Origin of the sequence: Paraburkholderia phytofirmans PsJN (genome assembly GCF_000020125.1) — a bacterium.
GTDB classification, from domain to species: domain Bacteria; phylum Pseudomonadota; class Gammaproteobacteria; order Burkholderiales; family Burkholderiaceae; genus Paraburkholderia; species Paraburkholderia phytofirmans.
Map to the genome: position 1 here is coordinate 453,754 of NC_010676.1, position 19,161 is coordinate 472,914.

Here is a 19,161-nt window from a genome sequence, read left to right on the forward strand (position 1 = left end):
GCATCTCCTGCTCTAACACTCTTCAGCTCAGCCACGCGCTTCCACTTCTTGGCCGCCGTTCAGCCAGTCGCCGCACAGACCCAAGCCGCCCACGTTGCGCCATACGTAACCCGCCGCGAGATCGCCGTCCGGCGCGCATCGGCGTGACGCCAACGGCGCGGGGTCCACGCCGCCGGCCTCGGTCCGCCGCAACGCCGAAAGGCTTCCAGCCGGCCGGGCCGCGGCTGCGGTCGAACATGCGCAGCCGGCAGCCTGCCGCTCGCGGAGTCATGGCGTATGACAGACCGGCAATGCCTGCGCCGACGACCGCGATATGGGCGCGCGAGTCAGAACTCTTCACGATGCTTCGACCCGGATGGCTGCGCGACGCTGGCCGCGCTTCACGACGTCTTGATTAGTCGTCGGTGCCGAGGCGGATGATCTGCGCGAGTGGTGTCAACAACGGCGGTGCATCGAAAATACCGTTTCAACCACTTAAAATGAGTCGATAAGTCGTTTCACAAAGCCGAAAATGAAGTATGCTTGAAACGACAATGAATAGTTTGAGGTTTCATGATGACTTCGTCTGACGAGCAACGACCGGCTCAACAGGGCTACAGAAGCGGTGAGGCAGCGCGCCTCGCCAAGATGCCGGTCACGACCTTGCGGATCTGGGAGCGCCGTTACGGCGTGGTCGGGCCGGCTAAAACCGCGTCAGGCCAGCGTCTCTACACAGAAGACGACGTCAGGCGACTCACCTTGATCAAACTGCTGGTGAGCCGCGGCCACGCGATCGGCGCGATCGCACGGCTCGATCGCGAGCAATTGCAATTTCTGGCTGCGCGCAGCGGACGCGAGAGCGGCGGCGCGACTGACCTCCCTCTGGTCGAGTCCGTCAATCTCCGGCTCGCTCTCGTGGGCGGCAGCCTTGCGCAGCGTTTTCGGGCGTCGGGTGTCGATTTGCGGCCCTATGGCGTGAACGAGCTGATCACGTTTGCCGATCTCTCCCTCGCCGCGGCAGGCGGCGGCACGAGCGGAGAGCGCGGCGCGCCGATCGACGCCTTGCTGGTCAGCATCGACTCACTTCAAGAAGACATCGCGTCACAGATCATTGCGCTCGGCGACGCGGTTCGCGCGAAAGCCATCGCGGTCGTCTACGGCTTCGGCACCGGGCCGGCGGCGGAGATTCTGCGCGTGGCGGGCGTGCGTCTTTATCGCGAGCCCGACAGCCGGACAGAATTCCGTCAGATGCTCGGCGACCTGTGCGAACGCGTGCGCAGTCAGGAACGCATCGGCGACGACGCCGTGTGGTCGCGCGTGCGCCGTCGCTACGACGACCGCGAGCTGGAAATGATTGCCGGCCGTTCTTCGACGATTGCGTGCGAGTGTCCGCGTCACCTCGCGGAACTGGTCATGAAGCTCTCGGCGTTCGAGCGCTACAGCGACGCTTGCACGTCGCGCTCGGCGCAGGACGCCGCGCTGCACCGCTATCTGGGCGACGTCAGCAACCGGGCCTGCGCGATGGTCGAGGCGGCGCTCGAACGTGTCGCGCGCGAAGAAGGCTGGTTTGCCGGATCGCAGTCGCCGCAGGCCGGTCAGGCATAGCGCGCGCACCGTCCCGGAGGATGTGCAATGTCACATGATGCTTCGACCGACGCGACCATCGGCGCGTCCGCACTGGATCAGAAGAGCGCGTATCTCGCGGCGCTGCTCGAGCGCGTTTCAAGGCGCGAAGCCGGCGCGTTCGAGGCGCTGTACCGGGCGTCGGCGCCGTCGCTATTCGGTCTCGCGGTGCGCGTCACCCGCACCAGCGAATCGGCCGAAGAAGTGGTGCAGGACGGCTTCATCAAGATCTGGCGCTTCGCCGGGTCGTACGACCCCGGCAAGGCTTCGCCGTCCACGTGGATGTCGACCATCGTGAAGAATCAGGCGCTCGATTATTTGCGGCGCAATCCGTATTCCGGCGTGTATGTCGACGAACTGGACGAGCGCAATGCCGCGGGCGACGCCGACGTGAATTTCTGGCAGGAGTTCGCGCTGGATGCCGAGCGTCTGTCCTCCTATCTCGGCCGCCTGGCTCCGGTTCAGCGTCAGGCGATCGCGCTTGCCTATTTCCGGGGTCAATCGCAATCGGAGATCGCGCATACTCTCGATGCACCGGTCGGCACAGTGAAAAGCTGGATCAGCCGCGGACTGGAGTCGCTGCGCGCGATGGCCGATGCGCGACCTGCGCCGCATCACGGCGGCCTTTACTGATCCACTGGCCGGGCGGCGCCGCGTCGCTTCGAGCATTCGCTGCGGCTATCTTGCAGGGTCACCGATGAACGGCCAACTCGTCGCGCGACCGACTTCACATGCATCGTCAGCAAGCCACCAACGCGCTTGCGGAACGGCCCTTGCTGCAAGGTCTCTTCATTGACCTGACACGGAGGCTTGACGCATGAACCCATATATCGTCGCTCACATGATGTCCTCGCTCGATGGCCGCAGTCTGACGGACGGCTGGCATCTCGACTATGCCTCGGATCTGTACGAAGACACGGCAGCCACTTTCGAAGCCGACGGCTGGATCTGCGGACGCGTCACCATGCAGGAAATTGCGCACGGCGCGGATTATCCGAAAGGACTCGCCAAGGGCGCCGTGCCGCGCACCGATCACTTCGTCGAACGCAAAGCGGATCAGTACGCGATTTCCATCGATCCGCAGGGGCGAGTGGCGTGGAAGAGCAACACCGCGCTCAAGTCGCACGTGATCGAAGTGCTGACCGAACAGGTTGCCGACGACTACCTCGCTTATCTGCAATCGATCGGCGTGTCATACGTGTTCGGCGGCAAGACCGAACTCGATCTCGGCAAGGTCGTGCAAACACTCGCGCGTGAACTCGGTGTGAAGAAGCTGATCGTGGAGGGCGGTTCGCATGTGAGCGGCGCGTTCGTGAACGCGGGTCTCGTCGACGAAGTCAGCGTGCTGATTTTGCCGCTGGTGGATGGCCGCAGCGAACATCCTTCCTCGTTCGAAGTGGCCATGGAGAAGTGGCAAGCGCCCGCGTATCTGAAGCTCACGTCCGTCGAACAAAAGGAACACGGTGCAGTGTGGCTGCGTTATACGAAGGCCTGAAGCGCAGGCCTGAAAACCGAACGGCAGAGTCGGATCGAATTCCAACTCTGCCGCGCTATTCATGATTCTTGCGGTTCAACACGCCGGCTAATGCGTTATCAACCTTTGATGTGTTGCGTCGAGAGCCATCCGCCATTCACACCGATCTCGCCAATCTGCTTGGCCACTGCATCTGCAAGGCGCTTTGCGTCCGCTGACACTCCAGCGCGTTTGGTTTCGGATACCGCGTGCAGACCGCCACCCACTGCGGCCGATGTCGCGATACTGCCGGCCGCCGCGCCCACGCCCGCTGTCTCGACCATGCCCGGCGCCTTGCCGCTGTCAGCGTTGGCGGTGAAGGTTTGCACCAGACGCGGCGTGCCGCCCGCGGGCTTATACAGAATCTGCACCGAACTGCTCACCTGGCTCTTGCCCGCACCGAGGCCGATCAACATACGGCGACGGCGATTGCCCGAGTCGATCGTGTTGAAGCTGCCTTGCACGAGCAGCACATTCTGATCGGCGGGTGCGGTGATATCCGAGCGGATCGCGCGCAGACCCATCGACTGCAATTGATGCGCGATTTCGTTGGCGACCTGCTCGCGGACTTCGGCGGCATCGGCGGCCTGCTTTTGCGCTGCGGACGAACCTTCGAGCTGCGTCTTCACTTTCTGCATCATGCCGCCGTCGAGTTTGACCTGGTCCGGATTGGCGTCGAAGGTGTAGACATAAATGTTGTCCGGGCGCACCTGGACCGGCGTGCTCGCCGCGCTCGCATCCTTGATGCTGCTGCCGGCGCAACCGGTCAGCAGCGCACTGCAAAAGACCATCGTCACGCAGGCCAGACGGGCGGCATTTTTTCTGAGGGATTTCATTGAAGTAGGCAACATTGTTGATCCTGTCGTCGGCACGCGGTGCCGGAATGTTCGAACGGTTCTCTCGATGATCGGGCAACCGTAGGATCGTTGATCATCGGCGAAACGTCTCGCACGTGAAGCACCCTTGATCTCATGCGTTTTGTTTCGTACGCACCGGCAGCGAAACGAAGTATGGACGCGTGACTTCCCGAACTCCATTCAACAATTATTTCGTCCTATGTCATGGCGCGAAGCGGTGTCGCGCGGGGCTTTCGCGAGTCGCGAGAGTCAGCGGACGTGGCGGAAAAAAGGCGAATGTGCGGAGGGGGATCGACCTCGCCGGCAAGCGGCGCGAGGTCGTGCAACGGTGCGGATGACGCCGTACGTATCGGCCATCAGTTCAAGGCAAGCTTGATGATGCAGCCGAGGACAAAAACCAGCAGGACGGCGGCGACGGCCAGATTCAGCGGGTAGCGCATTCTTCACCAGAGCACCAGTGTTGCAGTGCTCATATCCTAATCACCTGACGGAAGATGAGAAGTGGTCAGTGAAGCGGCAATGTGGGAAAGCTAACGCAGCATGCTGAATGGTTAGACGGCGCGCAGGCGGGAGCGCTTCCAATTAGAAACGCCTGCGTACAAGTTGCCGTGCGTTTGTCGCCTGGCGGAAAAAAGCCAGCGCGCGGAGCGCACCGGCGTGCGTGTCGAGCGGTCACTCAGTTGACGAGCCACGCGGTAGTCAGGCACTGACCACGTCTTACATGTGACGGCGTCACGACGAGACTCGCGCCGTGACGCCACCGCGAGGATTACTGGGCTTCAGCCGGCGGCGGCATGCCGCCGGGACCGCCGCGCGGCGCCTTGTTCGCGGCGGCGAGGTCTTCCGACAGACTGGTGCGCAGCGTCACGATTGCCTGGTCGGGATTAGCGGGCTTCAACTGCTCGCGAGCCAGCGAGTCGTACACGTAGTGACGCAGCATCGGATCTTGCGTCTTGTTCAGCACGTCGTGATACACGGCGATGATTTCACCTTGATGTCCGCTCATGGCATAAAGGCGGCGCAACTGTTCCAGATCGTTGATCACCGCGAAGCCGGGGCCCATCGGACCCATCGGACCCATCCGGCCATGCGGCGGCGGCCCGTCGTCGTGCTGCGGTTCGCCGTGCGACTGAGGGGCTGCGGGCGGCGGCGCTTCCTGGGCAAACGCGGCCGTCGCGGCTAGAGTCACAACGACGCTCAGCGCCGCGCTCAAGATTGATTTTTTCATGAACTCGCTCCCGTCGAGACAGCGCCGGCGCTACAGTGCGCCGGCACATGAGCAACGATAGTCGACCTGCCGATTCGTAGGGTTACTGAAGCCGCCCGGTAACTTACTTCGCCTTTCCCCGCGCGCGGCCGGCGTCCGGCAAGTTCCGCCGACGGCATTGCCGGAGCCAGGGTGTGCCCGCTGGCGCATTGTTTCCGGATAGCGCATGATTGAACGATGTGCCGTCCGACCCCAGAACCGTCCGTTCCTGCGGACGCACGGCGCACGCGATGCCGCCGGTGCATGCGTCACGCAGACATAACGCGGCGATGCACCGCCGGCGAGTAGTCAACCGTTAAGGAGGATTTCGCATGGACCGACCTGACGCCGCCAATCCGTTTGGCGATTTCACCAAAATGCTGGAGCAGTTCAAGCTCCCCGGCTTCGACGTACCCGCCATCATGGAAGCGCGACGCAAGGACATGGAAGCACTGGTTCAGGCGAATCAGACGGCTTTCCAGGGGATGCAGTCGCTCGCGCAGAAACAGGCCGACATGCTGCGCTCGACCTTGGGCGAATTGCAGTCGCTGACGGGCCAGTTGTCGGCTGGCGGCACGGCGCCTTCGGGCAAAGCTGCCGAGTTGATCCAGCAGAGTCTGCACAAGTCGCTCGCCGATATGCAGCAACTGGCGCAAGCGGCGTATCAGACGCAGGCAGAGTCGTATGCGGTGATCGCAAAACGCGTAGAAGAAAACGTGCAGGAGCTTAAATCGCTTTTGCAACAGCAGAAAAAGTAACGGACGTTGATGCGTTGAATCGCTGACGCGTCACGTTCAACCGCCAAATGCCGCAGATAACCTTCGAGTTATCTGCGGCATTTCTTTGCCCTCGAAATCACGATTAAAGCGTCGATTATCTGGTCATACAAAAAGCCTTTTAATGCTTTGTATTGTCGGACAAAAAGCCGCATTTTAATTGATCTTTTCAGTGTCCGCTTACATATGCCGCAGCGATGCTGCGCGCATGAATTTTTTCTGCTTCGGCCTTGGCCGGTGTGCTTCACTGTTCGCTTTAAACGAGCCGTGAAGCAAAAACGCGCGCCCAAGCGCCGCCCATTGGTGATCTGGTCCGGAAATATCAAACAGACCCAAACGACGCTATGCGGCACAAAGGATTAAATCCCTCCGCAAACGATTGGCGCGTTTCGCCGCGATGCCTAAAGTTTCGCGCCGCCACTCCGTAGACGCATTCACGCAGCCCAACCAGTGTGATTGCAACACGGCACCACCGGCGAAGCGTGCGCCCCTAGTTTCCCGTTCGTGACGGGCTCGATGCCGGGTCACGAGCGTTTCACCTCGAAGGAACTCACTTGAAACCGATGCTCTATTCCCGCATTGCTCGCGCAATGCTCGGGGCAAGCTGCGCGCTGTCGCTTGCCGCGCACGCGACGCTCGGCCAGAACGTCAGCACCGTCAACGGCGATCAGTCCCGCTTGCGCGCGGTGACTCACACGGCCACTACACAAAGCGCGTATTCCGTGCACCTGATGACGCTGCCGTCCGGCACGCTGGTGCGCGAGTACGTCGCGCGCAACGGCATCGTGTTCGGTGTCGCGTGGGAAGGGCCGACGCTGCCGGATCTGAAATCCATGCTCGGGACTTCATTCGACGCGTATGTCGCCGCCACCACGACGCGCCGCGGTACGCCGCTCGCGGTTTCCAACAGCGACCTGGTCGTGTACTCCGGCGGTCATCTGCGGGCGTTCTCCGGTCATGCCTATCTGCCGCAAACGGTGCCCGCGGGCGTCGATGCCGGCGTCATTCAATAACGGAGCGGATCATGCGCCTTATGTCTTCGTTCAAAACTTTGCTGTGCGCGGCGCTGCTCGCGTTGCTCGTCGGTGCGTGCGGCGGAGGGGGCGGCGGCTCCAGCGGTTCGGGCAGCGCGGCCGGCACTAACGGTTCGACCAGTGCCTCGCCTGGTCCGTCAGTGGCCAACACCGTGCCGTTGTCGCAAACGCTGGCTGCGAACGCGGTGCGCGTGACGGTCGATTCCGGCGTGAGCGATGTGCCGAACATGCCGTTCGTCAATCTCACCATCTGCGCGCCGGGCACGACGCAGTGTCAAACCATCGATCATGTGCTGGTCGATACCGGGTCGTGGGGCGTGCGTCTTTTCGCTTCCCAGTTGCCTGCTTCGATGACGCTGCCGCAACAGAAGGACACGTCGGGCCATCTGGTCGCCGAATGCATGCAGTTTTTCGACGGCTACACGTGGGGTCCGGTCAAGCTCGCCGACTTGCAGATTGCCGGCGAGAAAGCGGCATCGCTGCCAATTCAGGTGATCGACCCGAACTATGCAACGCTGCCCGCCGATTGCGCGAACTTCGGCGCGGCGCGCAACACGCCGGCCACGTTGCAGGCCAACGGCATTCTCGGCATCGGCGTGTTCAAGCACGATTGCGGCGCGAACTGCGTGCAGCAGGCGCTGGCCGGCACGTACTACGGCTGCAATGGCGCGACATGCACGTCGATTCCGCTCGCCGAAGAACTGCAAGTGGCCAATCCGGTTCCGTACTTCGCCACCGACAACAACGGTTCGCTGCTGAGCCTGCCGGCGGTATCGGGTGGCGCACAATCGGTCAGCGGGCAACTGATATTCGGCATTGGCACGCAGACCAACAATGCGCTCGGCGGCGCGCAGGTAATCGGCGTGAGTCCGTCGAATGGCACCTTCACGACCGTGCAGAACGGCATCACGTATCCGCGCAGTATTCTGGACAGCGGCTCGACGGGACTGTTCTTCCAGACCAGTGCATTGCCTGTTTGCGCGAGCCCGAACAATTCGTACTATTGCCCGGGATCGACCCAGCAATTGAGCGCGATGATCCAGGGCGTGAACGGCACGACGAGCGCGGTGAACTTCAGCGTCGGCAATGCCACGACGATTGCCCAGACGTACAGCGGCGATTCGGCGCTGCCGCTGTTGGCGGGACCGGCGTTCGTGCAGTCCGCGATCTTCGACTGGGGTTTGCCGTTTTTCTACGGCCGCAGTGTGTACGCCGCCGTCGAGCAGCAGCCGACGCCCGGCGGCATGGGCCCTTACGTTGCGTATTGACCGAGGCGACCGCCGACGGATGTGAAAACGGGCCGCGACGGAATATCTCCCGTCGCGGCCCGTTCGTTTGACGCGGTCGAATGACTTACTTTTCGCCGAGACCGTTCAGCAACTTCAATACGCCTTCGCCGAACGCTTCGGGACGGCCCTCGAAGATCCGCTCGACCGCTTTCCCGTCGATCAGGCGCCGGCGCAGCGCTTCGCGCTCGTCGTGCTGTTCGGCGAGCCGGGCGGCGGCGCGCACGTATTCGTCGGTCGAATAGGTTGTGAGCCATGACGGCAGGCCAGCGCGCTCGAAAAGGCCGCTGTCGATATGCTCGAACACTTCACGTCCGCACAGGTTGACGCCGGGCAGGCCCATCGTGAACGAATCGACGATGCCGTTGGTATTGCCGAATGGGAACGGGCTCACGAACATGTCCATCGTGTTGAGGATCTTCAGATACTCGGGGTAGCTGAGCGAGCCGTACACGTCCACGCTCGATTCCGGCAGCGTCGCGTAGATCGACTTTCTGACGTACGCCAGATCGATGCTTTCGTTCCAGCATGTCATGAAATGGAATTTGACCGGCACGCGCGCAGTGCGAACGATCGCCTGGCAGGTCTCGAGAAAGTGCGGATTGATTTTCATCGCGCTGGCCGTCACGCCGATGTTGACCACGTCGCCGCGCTCCGGCACGGACGGCACGACATTGGTGAGCAGTTTCGACGGCACGTACGGTTGGCCGTCCTTCGGCAGACGCAGCATTTTTTCGCTGAAGCAGGCCGGATCGCCGACGAAATCGTCCTCCACGCTCACGTAGTCCATATGCGCCGCGTGCATCGTCGCGGGATGACCGAGGCCTGCGATCTGCAACGGCGCGACGCGCAGGTTCGACAGAAAGATCGTGTGCGAGAACATGCCGACGCTCGGCATATAGAGCACGTCCGGTTGCTCGCGTGCGGCGAACGCCTGGATCTGGCGGATGCAGTCGCCGACATATTCCGGATGCTCGAATTCGACGAAGCGATCGAAAATCGCGCGTCCCGCTTCGTCCACGTTCTGCGCCTCGCCGAACGCGACCACTTCAAAATGCTGGCGCGCGGCGAGCATGGTGCGCGAATGGGTCCGATAGATCGAGTGACCGCCCGAGAACCATTCGAGCACCACGAGCATCACCGGCTTGCGTCCTTTGATTCCTGTGCGGGCGACGCTGGCCTCGTGGCCGAGCAGGCCGAGCGCGTCCAGCTTCTTGCGCACCAGCCTGTTGATGCTGCGCTTGATCTCATGCCGCTCAGGCGATGTCGAATAGCTGCAATGCATGTAGGCGCCGCAGACGGCGGCGGTCGGCAACTCGTCGAGGTCCTCGATCTTGTCGAGCGCGCCCGGCAGCCATTCGAGCAGACGTTCGCGTTTTTCGTGCGCGGCCGGCGAGATGTGCACGGCCGCGCTGACCATCGAAACGCCAAGGCTCGTCGCGAGCACCGGGTCGCGCCGGTGGAGGTCGGTGAAATCGATGTCGTATTGCGAGCCTGCGGTGTAGAGCACGAGTTGCTTGCGGGTCAAGATGGCGCGCGCTTCATCGTTATCCTCCGCGGTTTCGAGCAGCTTGCGGACGATGTGATCCGTCGATCCATACGATGTCACGGCGAAGATCATGTTGATCCACGGGCGCCCCCAGAACATGATGTTCATCTTCTCCGCCTGGAGCGGATACTCGGGGGCGGAAAACAGCGTGGTGAAACCGTCGGCGATGCGCTGCAAGGTGTCCCGCGATTTTTCGTCACTGGGTGCGTTCGGCGTGCTGCGGGCGAAGTGTTCGGCGCCGAGCCTGCCGCGCTTGTCGGACAGCGTCCTGAGTAGCGTGCAGAATTCCTCGTGCGCGGCATCGTAGTCACGGGACTGGATTTGGGATTCGAAACGATCGAGGGAAAATTCGGTGCTCATGGCTTGGGTCGATGGTGAACGGCTTGCGATGTTCGGCATGCGCGTTATGTTCAATGACAGGGAGGCGGCGGCAGGGCGTTTGCAACCCGTGGCGGGTTGTGACGCGTGATTCAAAGCACGGCGCGCCGATTGAGGGCGATATGCGCGTGCTGCGTGTGTCGCCGACTGAATCCGATTGTCAAAGAATTCGACCGGGCTGCATCTAGGAAGAGTCTTATTTTGAGAAAGGGTTTTTGAGTGAGATTGTTCGAAAACCGGGAAATGCACGCGTTGAATGTGTCAGGGATACGGTTTTAAGAGCCGATCCCCGACCAAGCCGGTTTGCTTCCGAAAATACCGGTTAGCGTCGTCTCGTGGCCCGTTTGGCCGGGGCTGTCTGAGCAGCGACGGGCGCGGGCTGTAGTGGCGGAGGCTCGGACGCAACGGGCTGCTGCTGCGGCGCTGCCGCCTCCTGCACCGGCGCCACCGCCGCCTGACCCGGCGGCGTCGCTGCTTCCCTCGGCTGCGACTTATCCCCGGCCGCTTGAATCACCCGGTGCACGAAACGCAGCTTCTCAACCACCGGCGCGGCCAGCGTGAACGGATATCCGTCCGGCATGCCCAGACTGCGATTCAGGCTGTTCAGCGCATAAGTGAGCGGAAACCAGCGCTTCATCAAATTCTCGAAGCTCGCGTCTTCCACCGGCGTGCGATCGGTCAGCGTGGGCTCGCTCGGGTCGTCGGGCAGGAGCGCCACGCCGTATGACGTCGACGTATCCAGCACGTCGACGATCAGCATGTAATGCGCCCACGTCTCGGCCCAATCTTCCCAGGGATGCATGGTGGCGTACGCGCTGATGAACGACGCCTGCCACTCGGCCGGCGCACCGTCGCGATAGTAGGCGTTCAGCGCCTCGCCGTAGTCGACGCTTTCGTCGCCGAACAGTTTGCGGAACGGTTCGAGCCAGCGCGGGTTGTTTTCCACCAACTGGCTGAAGTAGTAGTGCCCGGTCTCGTGCCGGAAATGGCCGAGCAAAGTCCGGTAGGGCTCGCCCATCGCGGTACGCACTTTCTCACGGTGGGCGTCGTCGGCTTCGGCGATGTTCAGCGTGATGAGCCCGTTATCATGGCCCGTCATGACGCGCGAACCGTCGCCGCCGTCCTCGAGGAACTCGAACGCGAGGCCGTGCTCGGGATCGACCTGGCGCGACTTCACGTCGAGGCCGAGTTCGGCCAGCGTGTAGAGCAGACGGCGTTTGGCCATTTCCAGCCGATACCAGTAGAGCCGGTTGTCGGGCGCGCTCAGATTCGGAATGGTGAGGGTCAACTGGCAGGCGCGGCACAACTGGTCCGGCGAGTCGGCGGGGATCATCCAGTTGCAGACGTTCTCGACTGCATAGTTGTGGCACTGGCGGAACAGCGCGCCTTCAGCGCCTGGATGCAGGCTGCGCCAGCGGCCTTCGCCGGCATCTTCGAACGCGCTGATTTCCGCCACTTCGGGCACATAGCCGAGCAACGACTCGCAACGTTCGCAGCGAACGTTTTCATAGAAGACAAGGTGCGAGCAATGGTTGCAGTGGAAGGTTTTCATCGGTGGAGCCTGGAAGGTGGGAAGGCAGTCGTAGAAGACGCTGTGTCGCAATCTTTATGCCGCATTTGCCAGACGTCACTGGTTTAACGCACATTACGTGCATGATCGTGCATCGGCGCTGCGCCGCTTTGGTGCGTGGCGTTGAAAACGGTAGTGAAACGGGGCTTGGTTCGATCGACCGGACGGTCGGCGAAGCGCCACCCACTTCATAGCAGGCGATGATCCGGGGTGTACAGGCAGTTCGAGCGGTTTTTCGCACTTGTTCAACAAGCGTTCAATAAACGGCATGAAGCTTGCTTTTTGGCGGGCTGCCATCCTTCGTCCAGGAGTCCGGTGTGTCCATACGCGTCGCGTTGCATCATGTCACACATTACCGTTACGACAGGCTGGTTTCACTGTCGCCCCAGGTCGTGCGTCTCAGGCCTGCGCCGCATTGCCGGACCCCGATCCTCTCGTATTCGATGCGGGTCGAGCCGGCCGAACACTTCATCAACTGGCAGCAGGACGCTTTCGCCAACTATCAGGCGCGGCTCGTGTTTCCCGAGAAGACGCGCGAATTCAAGGTGACCGTCGATCTGGTCGCCGAAATGGCCGTCTACAACCCGTTCGACTTCTTTCTCGAACCCTCGGCCGAGCAGTTTCCCTTCGAGTATTCGCCCGGCCTCGCGCTGGAACTCGCGCCCTACCGCGTCAAGCGGCCGATGACGCCGCGCTTCGCCGAGTTCGTCGCGAGTATCGACCGCACGCCGGCCGCCACCGCCGACTTTCTCGTCGGCCTGAATCAGCGGTTGCAGCGCGAGATCCGCTACCTGATCCGGATGGAACCGGGCGTGCAGACGCCCGAGGAAACGCTCGTGAGCGCCGCGGGTTCGTGCCGCGACTCCGGCTGGCTGCTGGTCGAGACCTTGCGGCAGTTAGGGCTGGCGGCGCGCTTCGTGTCCGGCTATCTGCTGCAGCTCGCGCCCGACGTCAAATCGATCGACGGCCCGAGCGGCACCGAAGTCGACTTCACCGACCTGCACGCGTGGTGCGAGGTCTACCTGCCGGGCGCGGGCTGGATCGGTCTCGATCCGACCTCCGGGCTGCTGGCGGGCGAAGGGCATATCCCCGTCGCCTGCACGCCCGAACCGGGCAGCGCGGCGCCGATCTCCGGCGCCGTCGACGAGTCCGAGGTCGAATTCGAACACACGATGTCGATCGAGCGGGTTCTGGAGACGCCGCGCGTCACCAAGCCGTTCAGCGAAGCGGTGTGGGCCGACGTGCTGAAGATGGGCGCGCAGGTCGACCGGCAATTGCAGGACATGGACGTGCGTCTGACGATGGGCGGCGAGCCGACTTTCGTCTCGGTGCGCGATCGCGACGCCGCCGAATGGAACACCGACGCGCTCGGCCCGACCAAGCGCGGCTACGCGGTTGCGCTGATGGACAAGCTGCGCTCGCGCTATGGCGCGAACGGTTTCCTGCATATCGGCCAGGGCAAGTGGTATCCGGGCGAACAACTGCCGCGCTGGGCGATGTCGCTCTACTGGCGCGCCGACGGCGAGCCCTGCTGGCACGATCCGTCTCTGTTCGCCGACGAACGCGAGCCCGGCACCTACACCGCGGCCGACGCGCAACGCTTCCTCGCGCATCTCGCGAACAAGCTCTCGCTGGACACGGACTGCATCCAGCCCGGTTTCGAGGACGTCTGGTACTACCTGTGGCGCGAGCGGCGTCTGCCGGTCAACGTCGATCCCTTCGACGCGCGGCTGGACGACGAATTGGAGCGCGTGCGCCTGCGCCGCGTATTCGACGCGGGTCTGGGCGGCGCGACCGGCTACGTACTGCCGCTCGCGCGCGAACGCGACGTGCCCGGCGAGGCGCCGCAATGGGTCAGCGGCCGCTGGTTCTTCCGCGACGAGCGCATGTTCCTGATTCCCGGCGATTCGCCGATGGGTTACCGCTTGCCGCTCGATTCGCTGCCGTGGGTCTCGAAGACCGACTATCCGTACCAGCACGCGCACGATCCGTTCGCGCCGCCCGTGCCGTTGCGTCCGGCCGCGCAGTTGCGCATGCAATACGACGGCGAGCAGCGCAGCATGAGCCCCGCCGATGCGCGGCGCGCGGCGGCGTTGTCGTCCTCGGCGGCGGATTTGCTGAGCGGCATGCCCGGCAGCGGCGTGCTGGCGTATGCGCGCCAACCGGGTGACGAGGCGCCGCCCGAACGCGGGCAATCGTCGAAGGAAACGATCCGCACCGCGATTTGCGTCGAAGCGCGCGACCCGAAACGCGCGGCCGGTCCGAAGGCCGAAACGGAAGCATTCGGCAGCGGCCGCACGCTGCTGCATGTCTTCATGCCGCCGCTCACCGAACTGGACGACTATCTCGATCTGCTCGCGGCCGTCGAGGCGACCGCAGCCGAGTTGCGCATGCAAGTGGTGCTCGAAGGCTATCCGCCGCCGCGCGATGCGCGCCTAAAAATACTGCAGGTCACGCCGGATCCGGGTGTGATCGAGGTGAACATTCATCCCGCGGCGAACTGGGATCAACTGGTCGATCACACCGAGTATCTGTATCAGTCGGCGGCTCAAAGCTATCTGAGCAGCGAGAAGTTCATGACCGACGGCCGGCACACCGGCACCGGCGGCGGCAATCACTTCGTGCTCGGTGGCGCAACGCCCGCCGATAGTCCGTTCCTGCGCCGTCCGGATCTGCTCGCGAGCCTGATCGCGTACTGGCACAACCATCCGTCGCTGTCGTATCTGTTTTCCGGGCTGTTCATCGGGCCGACCAGCCAGGCGCCGCGTATCGACGAAGCGCGCAACGATCAGGTCTACGAACTCGAAGTGGCGTTCCGCGAGTTGCAGCGGCAGATCGACATGCTCGGCGGTCGCGACAGCGCGAGCCTGCCGGCATGGATGATCGACCGCTCGCTGCGCAACATCCTGATCGACGTGACGGGTAACACGCACCGCGCCGAGTTCTGCATCGACAAACTCTATTCGCCCGATGGCCCGACCGGCCGCCTCGGCCTGCTCGAGTTGCGCGGCTTCGAAATGCCGCCGCACGCGCGTATGAGTCTCGTGCAGCAACTGTTGCTGCGCGCACTGGTGGCGCGCTTCTGGCACACGCCGTACACGCAGCGGCTCACGCGCTGGGGCACCGAACTGCACGACCGCTTCCTGCTCGGCACCTTCGTGAAGATGGATTTCGACGACGTGCTCGGCGAACTGAACCGCGCTGGCTTCGCCTTCGACAGCAGCTGGTTCGCGCCGCACTTCGAGTTCCGCTTTCCTCTGGTCGGCGAAACCACGGTGAACGGCGTCTCGCTGACCATCCGCAACGCGCTCGAACCGTGGCACGTGATGGGCGAGGAGGGCTCGCCGGGCGGCACGGTGCGTTACGTGGATTCGTCGGTGGAGCGGCTCGAAGTGCGCGCGCTGGGCCTGAACGACAATCGTCATGTGCTGACCGTCAACGGCGTGCCCGTGCCGTTGCAGCCGACCGGCCGCGTCAGCGAATATGTGGCCGGCGTGCGCTTTCGCGCGTGGTCGCAACCGTCGGCGCTGCATCCGACCATCGGCGTGGACGCGCCGCTCACTTTCGATCTGGTCGACACATGGGCCGGCCGCTCGGTGGGCGGATGCCAGTATCATGTCGCTCATCCGGGCGGGCGCAATTACCAGACCTTCCCGGTGAACGCCTATGAGGCGGAAAGCCGGCGGCGCGCGCGCTTCTTCGCGTCGGGACATACGCCGGGGCCGCTCACGGTCGATGCACCGCACCGCAGTCTGGAGTTTCCGTTCACACTGGACCTGCGCTACTGGTGAAACCAGCACACTCTTAAAACGACACGACCTTGGCCTTTCAATCGACTTTTCCCTTCGAGACGTCCGCGGCGCGCGCGGACGCTTCGTCCCTGTTGCGCCTGTTGCCGGCCCACGAGGGACATTGGGACGAGTTGCGCGATGCCTCGGGCGCGCTGCGTGAACCGTGGCGGCAATTCTTCGAGCGGCTCGGCGAAGACGGCATCGCGCGGCTCGACGATCACCTCGCCTCGGTCGCGCGGCAGATCCGCGACAACGACATCAGCTACAACGTCTACGCGGACAACGGCGAACCGAGGCCGTGGGCGCTCGACCTGCTGCCGTTCCTGATCAGCGAGGAAGAGTGGGCGCATATCGAGCGCGGCGTAACGCAGCGCGCGCATCTGCTCAATGCGATCGTCGCCGATATTTATGGGCCGCAAACCTTGCTGGAGCGCGGGCAATTGCCGCCCGCGCTGGTCTTCGGCCACCCCGGCTATCTGCGCTCGGTGAAGGGGTACGCGCCGCCGGGCGGCCAGTTTCTGCAAGTGGTCGCGGTCGACCTGGCGCGCACGCCCGACGGCGACTGGACCGTGATGGCGCATCGCACCGAAGCGCCGTCCGGTCTCGGCTACGCGCTGGAAAACCGCCTGATCGTCTCGACGCTGTTCGCCGATCCGTTCCGCGCCCTGCGCGTGAGCCGGCTCGCGCCGACTTATTCGCAACTGATCGCGACACTCGTGCAGGCGGCGCAGGCCACCATGCGGCACGAGAGCGACGGCGCCGACCATTCGCCGCATATTGCCTTGCTCACGCCGGGGCCGTTCAGCGAAACCTATTTCGAGCATGTGTTTCTGGCCCGCTACCTCGGCGTGACGCTGGTCGAGGGCAAAGACCTGACCGTGCGCGACGACAAGCTCTATCTGAAGACACTCGCCGGTCTCGAACGCGTGCACGTGGTGCTGCGGCGTCTGGACGATGCGTTCTGCGATCCGGTCGAACTGCGCGCCGATTCGAGCATCGGCGTGCCCGGCTTGTTGCAGGTGATGCGCGCGGGCAATGTGATCGTCTCCAACGTGCCAGGCTCGGGTTTTGTCGAATCGCCGGCTTTGCACGGTTTTCTGCCGGGCATCGCCGAAGTGCTGCTCGACGAAGACCTCGTGTTGCCGAGCGTGGCGACATGGTGGTGCGGCGAGGAGGCGGCGCGCGAGCACGCATTCCGTCGGCTCGATGAGGCGTTCATCGTGCCGACGTGGCCAGTCGCCGGGCGCGATGCGCCGCCCGGCGTGGAGCAGGGCCGGCAGCGTTTGTCGACGTGGCGCGAGCGGATCGAAGCCATGCCCGACACCTACACGATTCAGCAGGCCCAGCGCTTTTCCTGCACGCCGCGTTATGAGGATGGCACCGTCGGCCGCCGTCCGTCGGTGTTGCGCGTCTATGCGATCGCGGACGTCAACGGCGGCTGGCATGTGATGCCGGGCGGCTTCACTCGCATGGCCGCCGAACGCCAGGCCACGGTGTCCATGCAGTACGGCGGCAGCAGCGTCGATACATGGGTGTTGTCGAGCCAGCCGACTTCGACCTTCACGTTGCTGCCTTCGCCGATGCAGCCCGCCGACCTCGCGCGCAAGCATCGCACCGTGTCGAGCCGCGCGGCGGAAAACCTGTTTTGGGCCGGACGTTACGGCGAGCGCGCTGAGAACAATGTGCGGCTGTTGCGCCTGATCCTCGGTTCGCTGGAAGGCAACGATGCCGACGCGATGTTTCCGACTCTGGTCGAACTCGCCTTATATTGCGGGCTCGTGCAGTCCGGCGACATGTTCGCGCCGCATTCGCCGCAAGCTTTCGAGCGCGCGCTGGTCGCTAACCTGATCGAGAGCACCGGCGCCGCGAGCATCGGACAGAACTTGACTTCGCAGGCGCGATCCAATGGTGAGGTGCGCGGGCGTCTGTCGAACGATCACTGGCGCACGATTCTCGCGGCGCGCAACGATTTCCGCGACGCATTGCAGATGTTGATGCCCGCGCCGGGTTACAGCAATGGTTCATCTTCATCACAAGGTAACGGTAATGGCCGCGGCGAACGCTATGAACGTTATGACCGCGTCACGCTGATGAGCGCGCTCGAACACCTGTCGGTGCAGTTGTCGGCGATCAGCGGCGCGCAGGGCGATCGCATGACGCGCGACGAAGCGTGGCGTCTGCTGTTCGTGGGCCGCCACATCGAACGCGTGTCGGCGATGACCTCGTTTCTGCGCGTGGTCGCCGACAAAGGCCAGCTCTCTACACCCGCCGGTTTCGATCTGCTGCTGCAGTTGTTCGACAGCACGCTGACGTATCGCTCACTCTATCCAGGCCGCTTCGAAGTGCCGGCCTTGCTCGACCTGCTGGTCATCGAGCCGACCAATCCGCGCGGCATTTACGGTGTGTATGAGCGTCTGCGTAAAAAGCTCGACGAGATCGCCGTGGCGGCGGGCAGCACGCGGCATCGTCCGTTTGCTGAATTGATGGCGCCCACCGATGTGTTGCCGACGCTGGAATCGCTATGCGAGGTGGACGAAAACGGCACGTACGCCAATCTGATCGCGGTATGCGATCAGATCGCCGGATTTGTCGGCGCGGCCGGGCACGAGATCAGCGCGCGCTATTTCAGCCACGCCAGCACGGTCGCCTCGCAGGTGTGGTCATGAAGCACACGCCGACCGTGCTGTCCGTCTCGCATCGCACCACTTATCGCTACTCCACCTTTGTGGAGACCGCGCAGCATCTCGCGACGATCCGGCCGATTGCCTGTTCATGGCAGCGCGTGGTCTCGCACAGCGAAAAGATCGAACCCGAACCGTCGTATATGAATAGCCGGATCGACGCATTCGGCAACGACGTGCTGTATTTCGCGCTGGATGCGCCGCATGAGCGCTTGCAACTTGTCAGCGAAACCACGGTGGCGCTCATGCCGCGCTGGACCGATCTCGATCCCGAGGCGACGCCCGCATGGGACGACGTGGCCGACGCGCTGCGCTTTCGCGTCGGCGGCCGGTTCCGGCCCGAGGCGGAGTTCTGTTTCGCGTCGCCGAATATCGTGCCACGGCCGTCGTTGCGGGACTATGCGTTGCCGAGTTTTCCGCCCGGCATGCCGGTCGCCGCGGGCGCGATCGATCTGATGCACCGCATTCACGAAGACTTCGCCTACAAGCCTTCCGCGACGATGTTCGATACGCCGGCCGAACGCGCCTTCGAATTGAAAAGCGGCGTGTGTCAGGACTTCGCGCAGGTGATGATCGGCTGCTTGCGCTCGCTGGGTTTGCCTGCGCGCTACGTGAGCGGCTATCTGCGCAACGATCCGCCGCCGGGACAGCCGCGGTTGATTGGCGCCGACGCGTCGCACGCGTGGGTGTCCGTGTATTGCCCCGGCAGCGGCTGGATCGATCTCGATCCGACCAACGACGTGCTCGCCGATATGGATCACGTGACGCTCGCCATCGGCCGCGATTACAGCGATGTCTCGTTGCTGCGCGGGATGATTCTGGGTGGTGGGGCGCATCGGGTGGAAGTGGGGGTGACGGTGCTTGCGCTTTGACGTCAT

General features: G+C 63.4%; 14 protein-coding genes and 1 pseudogene. 9 read left to right on the top strand and 6 right to left on the bottom strand.

Annotation, left to right across the window (positions count from 1 at the left end):
- Positions 1-27 precede the first annotated feature (27 nt).
- Positions 28-192, bottom strand: a complete 165-nt coding sequence (locus BPHYT_RS39190; protein WP_238535738.1) for a hypothetical protein — start codon at positions 190-192, stop codon at positions 28-30.
- A gap of 25 nt (positions 193-217) precedes the next feature.
- Positions 218-340, bottom strand: a pseudogene (locus BPHYT_RS39695) (NAD(P)-binding protein); the annotation flags it as partial.
- Between the two features lie 212 nt (positions 341-552).
- Here BPHYT_RS39695 and BPHYT_RS21840 point away from each other — a divergent pair.
- From BPHYT_RS21840 to BPHYT_RS21850, 3 genes are all read left to right on the top strand, one after another.
- Complete coding sequence (locus BPHYT_RS21840) at positions 553-1,584, top strand: MerR family transcriptional regulator (RefSeq protein ID WP_041759093.1); 1,032 nt, start codon at positions 553-555, stop codon at positions 1,582-1,584.
- 27 nt (positions 1,585-1,611) lie between these two features.
- A complete protein-coding gene (locus tag BPHYT_RS21845) occupies positions 1,612-2,235 on the top strand; it encodes an RNA polymerase sigma factor (RefSeq protein ID WP_012426289.1) in 624 nt (207 codons plus the stop codon).
- A 184-nt stretch (positions 2,236-2,419) separates the two neighbouring features.
- Complete coding sequence (locus BPHYT_RS21850) at positions 2,420-3,097, top strand: dihydrofolate reductase family protein (protein ID WP_012426290.1); 678 nt, start codon at positions 2,420-2,422, stop codon at positions 3,095-3,097.
- A 98-nt stretch (positions 3,098-3,195) separates the two neighbouring features.
- Here BPHYT_RS21850 and BPHYT_RS21855 read toward each other — a convergent pair whose 3' ends face one another.
- Both BPHYT_RS21855 and BPHYT_RS21860 read right to left on the bottom strand, forming a co-directional pair.
- On the bottom strand, positions 3,196-3,966 hold the full coding sequence (locus tag BPHYT_RS21855; RefSeq protein ID WP_012426291.1) for a DUF4410 domain-containing protein: 771 nt from the start codon (positions 3,964-3,966) through the stop codon (positions 3,196-3,198).
- A 775-nt stretch (positions 3,967-4,741) separates the two neighbouring features.
- Positions 4,742-5,200 (bottom strand): hypothetical protein, encoded by a 459-nt coding sequence (locus BPHYT_RS21860; RefSeq protein ID WP_012426292.1) that lies wholly within the window; start codon positions 5,198-5,200, stop codon positions 4,742-4,744.
- Positions 5,201-5,550: 350 nt separating this feature from the next.
- Between BPHYT_RS21860 and BPHYT_RS21865 the strand changes: the two genes are divergently transcribed.
- From BPHYT_RS21865 to BPHYT_RS21875, 3 genes are all read left to right on the top strand, one after another.
- Complete coding sequence (locus tag BPHYT_RS21865) at positions 5,551-5,976, top strand: phasin family protein (RefSeq protein ID WP_012426293.1); 426 nt, start codon at positions 5,551-5,553, stop codon at positions 5,974-5,976.
- A 581-nt stretch (positions 5,977-6,557) separates the two neighbouring features.
- Positions 6,558-7,007, top strand: coding sequence for a DUF2844 domain-containing protein (locus BPHYT_RS21870; protein ID WP_012426294.1), 450 nt, complete (start codon positions 6,558-6,560; stop codon positions 7,005-7,007).
- Positions 7,008-7,018: 11 nt separating this feature from the next.
- Positions 7,019-8,296 (top strand): DUF3443 domain-containing protein, encoded by a 1,278-nt coding sequence (locus BPHYT_RS21875; RefSeq protein ID WP_012426295.1) that lies wholly within the window; start codon positions 7,019-7,021, stop codon positions 8,294-8,296.
- Between the two features lie 85 nt (positions 8,297-8,381).
- Here BPHYT_RS21875 and BPHYT_RS21880 read toward each other — a convergent pair whose 3' ends face one another.
- Positions 8,382-10,223, bottom strand: coding sequence for an adhesin (locus BPHYT_RS21880; RefSeq protein ID WP_012426296.1), 1,842 nt, complete (start codon positions 10,221-10,223; stop codon positions 8,382-8,384).
- Positions 10,224-10,563: 340 nt separating this feature from the next.
- The gene (locus BPHYT_RS21885) at positions 10,564-11,793 is read right to left on the bottom strand and encodes a zinc-binding metallopeptidase family protein (RefSeq protein ID WP_012426297.1); all 1,230 of its coding nucleotides are present in this window, start codon (positions 11,791-11,793) and stop codon (positions 10,564-10,566) included.
- 335 nt (positions 11,794-12,128) lie between these two features.
- Between BPHYT_RS21885 and BPHYT_RS21890 the strand changes: the two genes are divergently transcribed.
- The 3 genes from BPHYT_RS21890 to BPHYT_RS21900 are packed head-to-tail and all read left to right on the top strand — an operon-like array spanning position 12,129 to position 19,155.
- On the top strand, positions 12,129-15,602 hold the full coding sequence (locus BPHYT_RS21890; RefSeq protein ID WP_012426298.1) for a transglutaminase family protein: 3,474 nt from the start codon (positions 12,129-12,131) through the stop codon (positions 15,600-15,602).
- 29 nt (positions 15,603-15,631) lie between these two features.
- Positions 15,632-18,268: a circularly permuted type 2 ATP-grasp protein gene (locus tag BPHYT_RS21895; protein WP_012426299.1), complete on the top strand. Its 2,637-nt coding sequence runs from the start codon at positions 15,632-15,634 to the stop codon at positions 18,266-18,268.
- Positions 18,265-19,155 (top strand): transglutaminase family protein, encoded by an 891-nt coding sequence (locus BPHYT_RS21900; protein ID WP_012426300.1) that lies wholly within the window; start codon positions 18,265-18,267, stop codon positions 19,153-19,155. The genes BPHYT_RS21895 and BPHYT_RS21900 overlap by 4 nt, the downstream gene beginning before the upstream one ends.
- Positions 19,156-19,161 lie beyond the last annotated feature (6 nt).